The sequence below is a fragment of the Ralstonia sp. UBA689 genome (assembly GCF_002298975.1).
Lineage (GTDB): Bacteria > Pseudomonadota > Gammaproteobacteria > Burkholderiales > Burkholderiaceae > Ralstonia.
Genome location: NZ_DBMV01000010.1, coordinates 196491 through 208829 on the forward strand (window position 1 = coordinate 196491; position 12339 = coordinate 208829).

Consider the following 12339-nt stretch of genomic DNA (forward strand, 5'->3'; position numbering starts at 1 on the left):
CCATGTTCGATCTCATCCAGACCTACGGCATTTACTACCTGATCGGCCAGTATCCGAACGGCCCACTGGGCGGCCTGGCGCTGACCTTCCTGCTGGCAGCGGCCGGCCTGATCCTGGCGCTTCCGGTGGGCATCGTGCTCGGCCTGTGCCGCGTGAGCCCGTTTCGGGTGCTGCGCTGGCCGGCCACCGCGCTCGTCTACGTGGTGCGCGGCACGCCGCTGCTGATGGTGATCTTCTGGGCGTACTTCCTGCTGCCCTCCGTCACCGGCCACCGCACCGAACAGTTCGAAACCATGTTGACGGCGCTGGTCATCTTTGACGGCGCGTATCTGGCCGAGATCGTGCGCGCGGGCATCCAGGCCCTGCCGCGCGGGCAGATGGAATCCGCCCGCTCGCTCGGCCTGTCGTACATGCAGGCGATGCGGCGGGTGATCCTGCCGCAGGCGCTGCGCAACATGCTGCCGTCGCTGGTCAACCAGCTCGTTTCCACCATCAAGGAGACATCGCTGGGTTACATCATCAGCCTGCCCGAGGTGTCGTTCGTGGCCGGCCAGATCAGCACAGCCGTCATGGTCAAGTCGGCCGAGGTGTACGGCTTGCTGGCGCTCAGCTATTTCGCGATGTGCTTCGGCCTCACCCGTATTGCCTTCCTGCTGGAGCGCCGCCTGGCCGCGCGCGCCCCGTCCAAGCCGTGAACATGAGCATGAACATGATTTCGATCGAACACGTCGACAAGTGGTACGGCGATTACCACGCCCTCGTCGACATCAATGAAACCATCGCCAAAGGCGAAGTCGTGGTGGTATGCGGCCCGTCGGGCTCGGGCAAGTCCACGCTCATCCGCACGTTGAACCGGCTGGAGGCCATCCAGAAAGGCCGCATCACCATCAACGGCCAGGATGTGCACGCGCACGGAGTGAACGTGAACGTGCTGCGCAGCGGCATCGGCTTTGTCTTCCAGCACTTCAACCTGTTCCCGCACCTGACGGTGATGCAGAACTGCACCCTCGCGCCAGTCCAGCTCAAACGCATGCTGCCGCAAGAGGCCAAGGACTTTGCGATGAGCCTGCTCGAACGCGTAGGCCTGCCACACAAGGCAGACACTTACCCCGGCGAGCTGTCGGGCGGCCAGCAGCAACGCGTGGCGATTGCCCGCGCACTGGCGATGAAACCGCCGGTCATGCTGTTCGACGAACCGACCTCCGCGCTGGACCCGGAGATGGTGAACGAGGTGCTGCTGGTGATGAAAGACCTCGCGCGCGACGGCATGACCATGGTGTGCGTCACGCACGAAATGGGCTTCGCCCGCGAAGTGGCCGACCGCGTGCTCTTCATGGATCAGGGCCAGGTGCTGGAACGCGCCAAGCCCGAAGACTTCTTCCTGCGCCCGCAGCACCCGCGCGCGCAGCGCTTTCTGGCGGATATCCGATCGCCGTGGGGCCAGCCAGCCTGAGCCCAGACGGCACGCAAAGAAAAACGGGGGATGTGATGTCCCCCGTTTCTTTTTGACGCTGTGCCCCGGCTTACTGAATGGCCTTGTCGTTCGGGTGGGCGTACAGATCCTTCATGCCCGCCGTCATCGGGTAATTCAGGTTCAGGTTCTTCGGCGGAATCGGCGACTCGAACCACTTCTTGTACAGCGCGTTGGCCTTGCCCGACTTCATCAGGTCGGCGATCACGTCATCGGCCACTTTCTTGAAGCCCGGATCGTCCTTGCGCATCATGCACGCATAGGTTTCGGTCTGCAGCGGCGTGCCGGTCACAACCCAGTCGGCCTGGTTCTTGGCCTTGGTGCGCTCGCCATACAGCAGCGGCTCGTCCATCACGAAGGCGACGGCGCGGCCCGATTCCAGCGTCAGGAAGGCCTGGCCGTGATCCTTGGCGAGGATCAGGTTCATCTTGTCGCCTTCCTTGGCCTCGCCGTTCATCTTCTGCAGGATGCGGTCTTCGGTCGTGCCGGCGGTGGTTACCACGGTCTTGCCCTTCAGGTCACCAAAGTCCTTCACGCCCGAATCCTTCTTCACCAGCATCAGCATGCCGTAAATGAAGATGTTGTTCGAGAACGCGACCTGCTTCTGGCGCTCGAGGTTGTTGGTGGTCGAGCCGCATTCGAAGTCGATCGTGCCGTTCTGCAGCAGGGGAATGCGGTTCTGCGAGGTGATGGGCGTGAGCTTGACCTGCAGGGTGGACATGCCCAGCTTCTTCTTCACGCCGTCGATGATCAGGTTGGAGATCTCTTGCGAGTAGCCGGTGATGGTGTTGGCATCGGCTTGGTACGAGAACGGAATCGACGATTCACGATAGCCGACCGAGATCACGCCCGATTGCTTGATTTTCGCCAGCGTGTCGTTCGACTGCGCCTGCGCGCCGGTCGACAGCGCAGCCAGTGCGCCAGCCACGGCCAGCGTCAGGCCGCACAGGGTGCGTTTGGTCGAATTGATCGGATGCAGCGTCTTCATACTTCCCCTCCTTTGGGTGTGTTCGCTCCAGACTACTTGGGTTACCAATGGGTGCAGACGCTCAAGCCTGCACGTTCGGTCTTTTGAATCGTTTTTGTCACGCCGCCAACGCCCCCAGAGCATAGGGCACTGGCGAAATCGCCGGTTTGCGTCCGGCAATCAGATCGGCCAACAGGCCCGCGCTGCCAAGTGCCAGCGTGAAGCCCAACGCGCCGTGTCCGACATTCAACCACAGCCCCTCTACCGGCGATGCGCCTACCACCGGCACGCCCGTGGGCGTTGCCGGGCGCATGCCGGCCCACGGCGCCGCATCGGCACCGGCATCGTTGGCTCGCATGGCGCCCGGGAACAGCGCGCGCGTTTCGTCGTACAAAGTCTGCACGCGGCGCGTGTCGAGTTCGGTCGACCAGCCAACCAGATCCGCCATCCCTGCCACACGCAGCGCCTGCCCGATACGGGCGTAAACGATCTTGCGCGCCGCATCCGTCACGCTGATAACCGGGGCAGCATCCCCCTCGCCCAACGGCAAGCTGATGCTGTAGCCCTTGAGCGGATACAAGCCAGAGTCAATGCCCAACGGCCCAAGCAGCTTCGCGCTGGTCACACCCGCGGCCATGACCACCGCATCGGCAGCAAGCTGTTCTCCAGCGGCCAGCTTGAGACCGCGCACGCGACTGCCCTCCGTCCACAGTGCGTCAACGCCGGTATCGAAACGCAGCGTCACATTGGACATCGCGCGCAGCCGGTTGACTAGGCCGACGCAGAGCTGGTGGCAATCGGCCACATCTTCATCGGGCGTATAGATGGCGCCAACCATCTGGTCGCGCACGCCTTCGAGCGCGGGTTCGTGGGCGATGGTCTCGTCGGGCGACAGCGCGTGCTGCTCGCAACCAAGTGTGGCCTGGTAGCCGACCTGGGCGCGGGCGGATTCGAATGCAGCGGCATCGCGATGCACCACCAGCTTGCCGCGACGGGCGAAGCTGAAAGCCAGATCCGGCGATGCCTCGCGCAAGGCTTCCATGCGCGTGCGGCTGTAGAACGACAGCGCCAGCAACTCGCGCGTGGTGCGGTCCGCTCGCTCGCGGTTGCAGGCGGCAATGAAGCGCAAGCCCCAGCGCAGCAGGGCCGGATCAAGCGACGGCTTCAAGCGCAGCGGCGAATCGCTGCGCAACAGCCAGCCCGGCACATGCGAGAGCACGCCGGGGCCCGCCAGCGGCGCCACATAGCTGTAGCTGAGCTGGCCGCCGTTGGCGTAGCTGGTGCCCTCGCCCGGGCCCGGATGGCGCTCGACCAGGGTGACCTGATGGCCTTCCAGGGCCAACGCGTACGCTGTGCTGATGCCGATGATGCCAGCGCCGACTACTGCAATTTGCATGAAAAAGCTGCGATTTTGGTGAGTGTTGTCGGTAGCTTAAGGAGGGGGGATGCGGTTGCGCAAATGCGCAGTTGTTGGGGGGGATGTTGTGGGGCTATGGGCTTCTTGACGCTAGGGGCGCCTCGACCAGGACGCGTAGTTCTTGTTGCCGATGTGAAGACGCGTTTAGGACACGTCAATATTTGTCGCTCGGCGTGCAGAGATGCCCCCCTGGGAACGGTGCGCCCTGACTGGAACAAGCGCCCTGAAATGGCACTCTACGCGCAGCGCCGATCGCTGCAATCGAGCGTGGCTAGCAGCAACCATCAAGCCAATGGCCGGCCGGCGCATGAAAGATGGCCCCGCTGATCTATGCAGGTCGCAGGGCCAACTGCGTAGTTCCTGCCTACTTGATCGACGTCACCTCTTGCGAGAACGTCTTGACATAGTTCGACGGTGCCGCGCCCTGATAGGCATAGACAAAGTCGCACTTGACCAGGCGGCCGCCGTTCACATCCCACCAGCAACGGTAGTCTTCGTTGTAAGCGGCTGCGCCGGTCGTACCGCCTTGCAACTGCATGTCGTTCGAGTTGGTCAGCGCGAGCACGTAATGAATGCGCAGCGCATTGAAGGTGCCGGCGGGCGTCGTCACCGGTTCATACGTTTCCACCGTCGAAGTCAACGCGGCGGATTCCTTGTAACCGGCCTGACAACTGTACTGCCACGTCGTCTGCCAAGACTTGCCCACCGACAGCGGGAAATTCAGCATGTCGCGCTTGGGCGTGTAGGTGCAAACGTTGCCGTTACTGAGATACTTGCGTGTCAGGCGGTTGCCATCGGCATCGTGGGTATAGCGGTCGGACGGAGAGGCTGCGCCGTTCACGGTGGAATCAATCGTGGCGATCCCGTTGGTGATGTTGGTCGTGGTGTTAGTGCGGGTGTCGGTGACGACCGTGCCATCTTGGCGGGTTGTCGTTTCCGACCAAACGACCGCGGCGCCAACCCGTGCCGGCACGGCCGCATACTCTTGTGGCGGCACCGTGACCGTAACCGTGGCCGATTTGCTCGAGTCTGCCGCCGATGTGACGACGTAGGTCACTGCGCCACCAAGCGGGCTCATCAGACCAGTGGTCAGGCTTTGCGTGCTTTGGCCTTTGATCGTCAACGTTGTCTGCTTGGCCGACATCGAGGTCCAGACCACGTTGTGATCTGCATCGAAGCGCAAGTCCTGACCAGACTTGACCGTCAGCGTGGCCGATTGGCCATCCGAGACGCTAAAGGACGGCACGTTTGCGCCGTTGACCGAAGCGCTCATCGTAAAAGCGCTCGCGTTGCTGCTGGTACCGCTACTGGCACCACTACTGCCGCCATCGCCACCGCCGCCGCAACCGGACAGCGCGCCAGTCAACACGACTGCGGTAAAGCCTATGCTCCATTTCTTCATGTTCTTATCCTTGATTTCCTGACCAGGGGCGTATCACCCCAATTCAAATTTATCGAAATCCGTTCTGGTCAAAATCAAACAATCGTCACAAGAAAATGGAGTGAACTGGGCACTGACTGGAGTGTGATACTCGCCCCCAATTTCACAGCAACAAGGGTGAGCGGATGAAGGCACAAAGGGGGATTTCAGCAACTATGGCGCCTAGTGGCCTGAGTTGGAAATTCGTTGAACAAATTCACGCCAAACATGGCGCCAACACACCCGCCAACCACTCACTGAACGCCTGCATGCGGCGTGAGAGGTGGCGCCGATGCGGATACACGAGTTGCACCGGCATCGACGGCGCAGGCCATGCGTGCAGCACCTCCACCAGCGCGCCCGCCGCAAGATGTTCTTGAACATCGAAGGCTGGGATCTGGATGAGCCCCAGCCCAGCCAAGCAGCAGGCGATGTAGGTCTCGGCATTGTTCACGGCCACTTGGCCGTGCATTTGCGCGGTCTGCAGCGCACCGCCCTTCAGCCACTCCCAGGGCGCGATGCGGCCGCTGGTGGGCGAGGCGTAGTTCACTGCCTGATGCGTGCTCAGGTCTTCGGGGGCCCGCGGTATACCGTGCCGCGCCAAGTAGGCCGGGCTCGCGCAGTGGATCATGCGCAGCGCCCCCAGCGGCCGCACCACCAGACTGCTGGATGACATCTCCCCCACACGCAAGGCGCAGTCGATTCCCTCGTGCACCAGATCGATCGCCCGGTCGCTCGAGCCTAGTTCCAACACCACGTCGGGGTGGCGCTCGAAAAATGTCGGCAGGGCGGGTGCAACCACGCGCCTGGCAATGCGGCTTGGCATGTCGACACGCAAGCCCCCGCTGAGTGCTGCGCCGTGCGGGCGGAACTGCTGCTCGAGCTCTTCGCTGTCGGCCACCAGGGCGATGGCGCGATCGAGCAGGGCCTCGCCGTCTTGCGTCAGGCTCACGCGGCGCGTGGTGCGGTTGAACACCCGCACGCCCAGTCGGGATTCCAACTGCCGAATGGCCAGCGACACCGTTGGCCGCGGCACCCCAAGCTGATCAGCCGCCAGGGTAAAGCCGCCGCTGTGCGCCACGCGGATGAAGATGCGCAGTTGGTCGATCCGGTCCATGGGGTGTAATTGGTAGTGAATGATGGATAGTGCATCTCAATTTGCTGAGTTTATCCATTCAATCTGTCTGATTACAGTGCTGGACACCCCCCGCGCTCTTCATCCCTTTACCCCGAACTGGAGGTCAGACATGTCCAAGCAAAGCATTGAAGGCAAAGTGGTTTTGATTGCCGGTGGCGCCAAAAACCTGGGCGGACTCATCGCCCGTGACCTTGCCGCGCATGGCGCCAAGGCGGTCGCCATCCACTACAACAGCGCCGCCAGCAAGGCCGATGCTGATGCCACCGTGGCCGCCATCGAACAGGCCGGCGCCAGAGCCATCGCTTTGCAAGGCAATCTGACCACCGCCGGCGCTGTTGAGAAGCTCTTTGCAGATACGGTGGCTACCATGGGCCGTCCCGACATTGCCATCAACACCGTGGGCAAGGTGCTCAAGAAACCGATGGTGGAGATTTCAGAAGCCGAGTACGACGAGATGACCGCCGTCAACAGCAAGTCCGCCTTCTTCTTCCTCAAAGAGGCGGGCAAGCACGTCAACGACAACGGCAAGATCGTGACACTCGTCACCTCGCTGCTGGGGGCATTTACACCGTTCTATGCCGCGTATGCCGGCACCAAGGCCCCCGTGGAGCACTTCACCCGAGCGGCGTCCAAAGAGTTTGGCGCGCGCGGCATCTCCGTTACGGCCGTAGGCCCCGGCCCGATGGATACGTCGTTCTTCTACCCGGCCGAAGGCGCCGATGCGGTGGCGTACCACAAGACGGCGGCAGCACTGTCGCCCTTCAGCAAGACCGGCCTGACCGACATTGAAGACGTGGTGCCCTTCATCCGTCATCTGGTGAGCGATTGCTGGTGGATCACCGGGCAGACTGTGCTCATCAACGGCGGGTACACGACCATGTAAGCCAACCCAAGCGCGACAAAGCAACCGGCGGCTGCAATTTCAGAGTGCCTCATGAAGCCATGCAAGCCGCCCTTGGATCCGCTGTTGAGATCAGCGGCCCTGTGAGCAGGATCCACTCCGGTCGGCAATTCTGAAGCTGGGCGGGCTGAACTCCGCCATGATCGATACTCAGGGACGGTGTTCAAAACAACGCTGGCAACGACGAATTGAGATGTTCAGCGTTACCCGATGCATTCGATGGTCTATTTCGCCCGGATTCGACGCCAGATTCGTCAGGAGTTGGAACGTTGTCGGCTGCGTGTCGAGCCTGCGAACCGAACCCAGGGCGCAGTGACGTTCCGTGAGCTGTCTTCTAAACGTCCTCGGCTACGTCTGCAATGACCGCCGAGCTTCATTAATCAGCGTTTCCTTAGAGACATGAGAGAGAGCGCGCGCGGAAAGCCCCATCGGCTCTAGAAGCGCATGCCCAATCAGGGCTCCGACCCTTCTCGCCGTTCGACTTTAACCAGCCCAATTGGCGGCAATGGGTCGGGGAGCGTCGCCGTCATTTAGAATCGCGCACTTTGCCCGTACTCCCATGTGGTTCAAAAATCTCCAGATTCATCGTCTGCCGGCACCTTGGGCCGTGACTCCCGACCAGATTGAAAAATGGCTGGCGCCCCACGCGTTTCAACCGGGCAACAGCGTTGAGAAGCAGAGCTTCGGATGGGCATCGCCACGCGATGACGGCGCGCTCGTGTATTCGATCAACCGGCAGATGCTGCTGGTGTTTCGTGCCGAAAAGAAGCTGCTCCCGGCGTCGGTCGTCAATCAGGTGACCAAGGCCCGCGCGCTTGAACTCGAGGAGCAGCAGGGCTTCAAGGTTGGGCGAAAACAACTGCGCGAACTTAAGGAGCAGGTAACCGACGAATTGCTGCCGCGCGCGTTCGCCATTCGGCGCGATACCCGCGTGTGGATCGATACGGCAAACGGATGGCTCGTCATCGATGCAGCTTCGCAGACTGTTGCCGACGATGTTCGCGGCCTGCTCGTGAAGTCGATCGATCAGTTGCCGCTCACCAGCGTTCGCGTGGCGCTTTCGCCGGTCGCCGCGATGACGGATTGGCTGCTGTCCGGCGAGGCGCCGGGCGGATTCACCGTAGACCAGGACGCCGAACTGCGCTCGACCGGTGAAGGCGGCGCCACGGTGCGATACGTCGGCCACGCGCTGGAAGCGGACGACATGCGGCGGCACATCGAAGCCGGCAAACAATGCACGCGCCTCGCGATGACCTGGGATAACCGGATCTCCTTCGTGCTGACACCGTCGCTGACGATCAAGCGTGTCGCGCCGCTCGACGTCATCAAGGAAGCGGCGGACCCAACCGCGCAAAACGACGACGAACGCTTCGATTCGGATGTCACGTTGATGACGGGTGAATTGGGGCGGATGCTGGCCGATCTTGTCGATATCCTGGGTGGCGATCTGCAAGACTCAATGCTTCAGGCCGCAGCAGCCTGAACTCCGCCGGCTGCTGGCGCGCATCCCCGCGGCGGCGAGGTGTCGCGGGGACTCGACAGCTCAGGGAGAACCGCCGCCGTTCGCGCAGCCACGACTCCAGCGGCAGGTATCAAGGGCGAAGACGTCATTGGCCGACAACCGACTGGTTTTGGAGCCGACTGACCGTTCATATCAGCACTGTTAGACTGCGGACGCCTCCCCCGCACATGCACTCAACCATCCAGGACGGTGACATGACCGAACGCGCTCTAACATTTATCAGTCAGACCGAATGGGAAAGCTGGTTAGGGCAACACGGCAGCACTTCGACCGGAGCATGGCTGCGTCTAGCAAAAAAAGGCACCGAGCCGCCAACCGTAACCTACGAACAGGCGCTGGAAAGCGCCCTCTGCCATGGCTGGATTGATGGTCAAAAGCAGGCTGAGAACGAGAAATACTGGTTGCAACGCTTCACCCCACGCTCCGCAAAAAGCATCTGGTCCAAACGCAACAAAGACAAGGCTGAAGCGCTGATCGCCGCTGGCCGAATGCGCCCACCCGGCATGCGCGAAATCGAGAAAGCCAGGAAGGACGGCCGCTGGGAGGCTGCCTATACGTCGGCCAGCAACTCGATCGTCCCGGACGACCTGCAGGCGGCTCTGGACGCAAATCCCGGAGCCAAGACGTTTTTTGCAGCGCTGAACAGCCGTAACCGCTATGCCATTCTGTTTCGGCTACAGCACGCCAAGAAGCCAGAAACAAGGGCACGAAAAATCGAGGAATTCGTCAACATGCTGAACCGTGGCGAAACCTTCCATCCATAGCCCTTGTGCTTCGGATGGGGATTTTGCCAAGCGGGGGCATGTTCGCTGCCTAGTCGAAGCCGTGACAAATTCCCACAAGCTCTGCGAACACCCAAAAGTCCCCCTTCTCATAGCTTTCTGGTTCATCAGTGCCGCCAAGGAAGGGTATGGCTTCGGTATGTACACCTCGTCCTGACCTAGAAATCCCAGCCGTTGAGCAATGGCAGCTTGGTGACTAGGGCGAAAAACATGCAATGCGAAATCCGAGTCTTTGAGCACAGCGGACTCGAATGCTGCAACTGAATCAAAGACGCCATAGCGCTTGTATGCCAGCCGAAAGGGGTGACGGCACGTAACAGCGGGCGCCGTGAGGGGATCCGTCGCACAAAGCCACTACAATAGCGCCCCTTCGCCGGTGGCGCCCGCTCCTGACATCCCGTGCAGGCGCATGCCTCCCGCTGCACTCCAGAAGCCACAATCCTATGATGTCAAACGCCTGCGGCGTCGATTTCGGCACGTCCAACTCCACCGTCGGCTGGCTGCGATCGGACGCACCCACCCTGCTGCCGCTCGAAGACGGCAAGGTTACGCTGCCTTCCGTCATCTTCTTTCACGCCGAAGACCCGCTGGTCAGCTACGGCCGTGCCGCGCTGACCGACTATCTTGCCGGCTACGAGGGCCGCCTGATGCGCTCGCTCAAGAGCCTGCTCGGCACGTCGATGATGGACGACAGCACCGAGGTCATGGGCCAGGCCATGCCCTTCCGTAAGCTGCTGGCGCATTTCATCGGCGAACTCAAGAGGCGCGCCGAGCGAGCCGCCGGCCATGAATTCCGCCGCGCAGTGCTGGGCCGCCCGGTGTTCTTCATCGACGAAGATCCCAAGGCCGACCAGCTCGCCGAAGACACGCTGTCGGAAATCGCGCGCGACGCCGGCTTCGACGAGATCGCCTTCCAGTACGAGCCCATCGCCGCCGCGTTCGACTACGAGGCCGGCATCAGCGGTGAAGAACTTGTGCTGGTGGCGGACATTGGCGGCGGTACGTCGGACTTCTCGCTGGTGCGCCTGTCGCCCGACCGCGCGAAACGCCCTGACCGCCGCGAGGACATCCTCGCCAACGGCGGCGTTCACATTGGTGGCACCGACTTCGACCGCGCCTTGAGCCTAGCCAACGTGATGCCGCTACTGGGCATGAACAGCACGCTGCGCAACGGCAAGGCGATGCCGTCCGGCCAGTATTTCGACCTGGCGAGCTGGCACACCATCAACCACGTGTACACGCGCAAGGCGTGGACGGTGGTGATGGACAACTACCGAGATGCCGCCGACACCGAAAAACTCGACCGCCTGATCCGCCTGATCCGCGAGCGCGCCGGCCACTGGCTGGCCATCCAGGTGGAAGCCGCAAAGATCGCGCTGTCTGACGCTCCGGTGGCGGAGATCGACCTGCACCGCATCGCGCCCGAGTTGAAGCAGCCCGTCACGCGCGAGGACTTCGACCAGTCGATTGGGAAGCTGGTCGGCAAGACGGTCTCGACGGTGCAGGCGATGCTGAAGACGGCGGGCGTCGCAGCGGAAGCGGTCGATACCATTCTCTTCGCCGGCGGCTCCAGCGGGGTGCCGTTGCTGCGCGAGCAACTGGCGCAAGTGCTGCCGTCGGCGCGGCGCGTCGAGGGCGACCTGTTCGGCGGGATCGGTTCTGGCCTGGCGCGCGATGCGGCGCGCAAGTTCAGCTGACGGGCTGAAAGGCTGAGGGACGGCCGGACGTTTCGAGCGTATCGAACCATCCGGGCTGGGATATTGCTGTCGTCGGAGACGAGGACCACGCCATGCTAGAGGCGATCCAACTCAAAGCGACAGACTCAGTTCGCAGGCTAAGCTCAATGCCGTCGCCAGACGGCTCAACGAACGTCCGCGCAAGACTCTAAACTTCGATACGCCAGCGGAACGATTCCATCAATACGTTGCATCGACCGGTTGAATCCGCAGCCGAAAGCAGACACGCGCTGCCCAATTGCCCGCATCCTCTTCAAACCATCCCCCAGACACCTTCCCCGCCCGCCCGGGGAAAGCAACGACTTCTAATTATTGACCCCCGTCCCCGCGGAGTTCCTTCAACAGCTCCCACCGATACAACTCCACCAGCACGCCCTCCAGCGTGGTCAGCACATATACCCCAATCGCATCCAAAAACCCCGCCTGATACTCGGCCGATTTCTCGCAGACGTGTAACTGATACTCCCACCGCAACAGCTTCGGCTCGAAGTGCCGATGCAGCTTGAGCCCAGACTGCGTCCGCTGCAGGAATTCGCGCGCAGCCAGCGCACCTGTCAGGTATTGACGGTTGTCTTCGAGCTTCATCGCACACCTCCGTAATCGGCGCGGCGATTAATGCAAGGCGGGAAGGAGAAATACGCGGAGCAGCGTCCGCAAGAAGTAGGTACAGCTTGAGTCGGTAATGCCATCGTCTTGCCCTCTAACTGGTTGAGTAAGGGGAGCCGCCCACCGGGAGGGGTGGGCGGGCACACGGCAAGGTCTGCAATACCGATCAAAAAATCCAAAAAACCGGCAGGGCCGAAGCCCTCCCTGCCGGGCCCGCCCATATAGGCGAACGACGGCACGCAAGGGCCATAACGGCACTCACGGGATTTTTTGAATTCGGGATTGCAGTCCCGGCTGCGCCTTTTTCGCGCAAGCGGGCCGAGTTTAACGGCCGCTCAGCAGCCTGGGCAAGCTAGGGGGGCCTGTCAGTAATTTCGTG

The 12339-nt window shown here is 61.9% G+C and carries 11 protein-coding genes and 1 pseudogene; 7 read left to right on the forward strand and 5 right to left on the reverse strand.

Annotation, left to right across the window (positions count from 1 at the left end):
* Positions 1–2 precede the first annotated feature (2 nt).
* Together B4F51_RS05560 and B4F51_RS05565 are read left to right on the forward strand one after the other, a co-directional pair.
* Positions 3–695 (forward strand): amino acid ABC transporter permease, encoded by a 693-nt coding sequence (locus B4F51_RS05560; RefSeq protein ID WP_296224095.1) that lies wholly within the window; start codon positions 3–5, stop codon positions 693–695.
* 8 nt (positions 696–703) lie between these two features.
* Positions 704–1453, forward strand: coding sequence for an amino acid ABC transporter ATP-binding protein (locus B4F51_RS05565; RefSeq protein ID WP_296224096.1), 750 nt, complete (start codon positions 704–706; stop codon positions 1451–1453).
* Between the two features lie 70 nt (positions 1454–1523).
* Here the strand turns inward: B4F51_RS05565 and B4F51_RS05570 are convergent, their stop codons facing one another.
* From B4F51_RS05570 to B4F51_RS05585, 4 genes are all read right to left on the reverse strand, one after another.
* Entirely contained in the window at positions 1524–2459 is a 936-nt protein-coding gene (locus tag B4F51_RS05570; RefSeq protein ID WP_296224097.1) for a glutamate/aspartate ABC transporter substrate-binding protein, read from the reverse strand.
* A 97-nt stretch (positions 2460–2556) separates the two neighbouring features.
* A complete protein-coding gene (locus B4F51_RS05575; RefSeq protein ID WP_296224098.1) occupies positions 2557–3834 on the reverse strand; it encodes a D-amino acid dehydrogenase in 1278 nt (425 codons plus the stop codon).
* A 385-nt stretch (positions 3835–4219) separates the two neighbouring features.
* Positions 4220–5257, reverse strand: coding sequence for a hypothetical protein (locus B4F51_RS05580; protein WP_296224099.1), 1038 nt, complete (start codon positions 5255–5257; stop codon positions 4220–4222).
* A gap of 235 nt (positions 5258–5492) precedes the next feature.
* Positions 5493–6392 carry a LysR family transcriptional regulator gene (locus B4F51_RS05585; RefSeq protein WP_296224100.1) on the reverse strand — a complete coding sequence of 300 codons (900 nt, stop codon included), beginning with the start codon at positions 6390–6392 and terminating at the stop codon, positions 5493–5495.
* A gap of 130 nt (positions 6393–6522) precedes the next feature.
* Here B4F51_RS05585 and B4F51_RS05590 point away from each other — a divergent pair, with 130 nt between their 5' ends.
* The 5 genes and pseudogenes from B4F51_RS05590 to B4F51_RS24625 form a co-directional block, all read left to right on the forward strand.
* On the forward strand, positions 6523–7296 hold the full coding sequence (locus tag B4F51_RS05590) for an SDR family oxidoreductase (protein WP_296224101.1): 774 nt from the start codon (positions 6523–6525) through the stop codon (positions 7294–7296).
* A gap of 577 nt (positions 7297–7873) precedes the next feature.
* Entirely contained in the window at positions 7874–8797 is a 924-nt protein-coding gene (locus B4F51_RS05595) for a recombination-associated protein RdgC (protein ID WP_296224102.1), read from the forward strand.
* A 233-nt stretch (positions 8798–9030) separates the two neighbouring features.
* On the forward strand, positions 9031–9600 hold the full coding sequence (locus tag B4F51_RS05600) for a YdeI/OmpD-associated family protein (protein WP_296224103.1): 570 nt from the start codon (positions 9031–9033) through the stop codon (positions 9598–9600).
* A 461-nt stretch (positions 9601–10061) separates the two neighbouring features.
* A complete protein-coding gene (locus tag B4F51_RS05605) occupies positions 10062–11315 on the forward strand; it encodes an Hsp70 family protein (RefSeq protein WP_296224104.1) in 1254 nt (417 codons plus the stop codon).
* Positions 11316–11445: 130 nt separating this feature from the next.
* Positions 11446–11559: pseudogene (locus B4F51_RS24625) on the forward strand (IS30 family transposase); the annotation flags it as partial.
* Between the two features lie 104 nt (positions 11560–11663).
* On the opposite strand, the gene B4F51_RS05610 reads toward B4F51_RS24625, so the two are convergent.
* Positions 11664–11939: a hypothetical protein gene (locus tag B4F51_RS05610; RefSeq protein WP_296224105.1), complete on the reverse strand. Its 276-nt coding sequence runs from the start codon at positions 11937–11939 to the stop codon at positions 11664–11666.
* Between the last annotated feature and the right edge of the window lie 400 nt (positions 11940–12339).

Coding starts and splice junctions, on each gene's coding strand:
- B4F51_RS05560 (WP_296224095.1), top strand. CDS start 3: ATGTTCGATCTCATCCAGACCTACGGCATTTACTACCTGATCGGCCAG.
- B4F51_RS05565 (WP_296224096.1), top strand. CDS start 704: ATGAACATGATTTCGATCGAACACGTCGACAAGTGGTACGGCGATTAC.
- B4F51_RS05570 (WP_296224097.1), bottom strand. CDS start 2,459: ATGAAGACGCTGCATCCGATCAATTCGACCAAACGCACCCTGTGCGGC.
- B4F51_RS05575 (WP_296224098.1), bottom strand. CDS start 3,834: ATGCAAATTGCAGTAGTCGGCGCTGGCATCATCGGCATCAGCACAGCG.
- B4F51_RS05580 (WP_296224099.1), bottom strand. CDS start 5,257: ATGAAGAAATGGAGCATAGGCTTTACCGCAGTCGTGTTGACTGGCGCG.
- B4F51_RS05585 (WP_296224100.1), bottom strand. CDS start 6,392: ATGGACCGGATCGACCAACTGCGCATCTTCATCCGCGTGGCGCACAGC.
- B4F51_RS05590 (WP_296224101.1), top strand. CDS start 6,523: ATGTCCAAGCAAAGCATTGAAGGCAAAGTGGTTTTGATTGCCGGTGGC.
- B4F51_RS05595 (WP_296224102.1), top strand. CDS start 7,874: ATGTGGTTCAAAAATCTCCAGATTCATCGTCTGCCGGCACCTTGGGCC.
- B4F51_RS05600 (WP_296224103.1), top strand. CDS start 9,031: ATGACCGAACGCGCTCTAACATTTATCAGTCAGACCGAATGGGAAAGC.
- B4F51_RS05605 (WP_296224104.1), top strand. CDS start 10,062: ATGATGTCAAACGCCTGCGGCGTCGATTTCGGCACGTCCAACTCCACC.
- B4F51_RS05610 (WP_296224105.1), bottom strand. CDS start 11,939: ATGAAGCTCGAAGACAACCGTCAATACCTGACAGGTGCGCTGGCTGCG.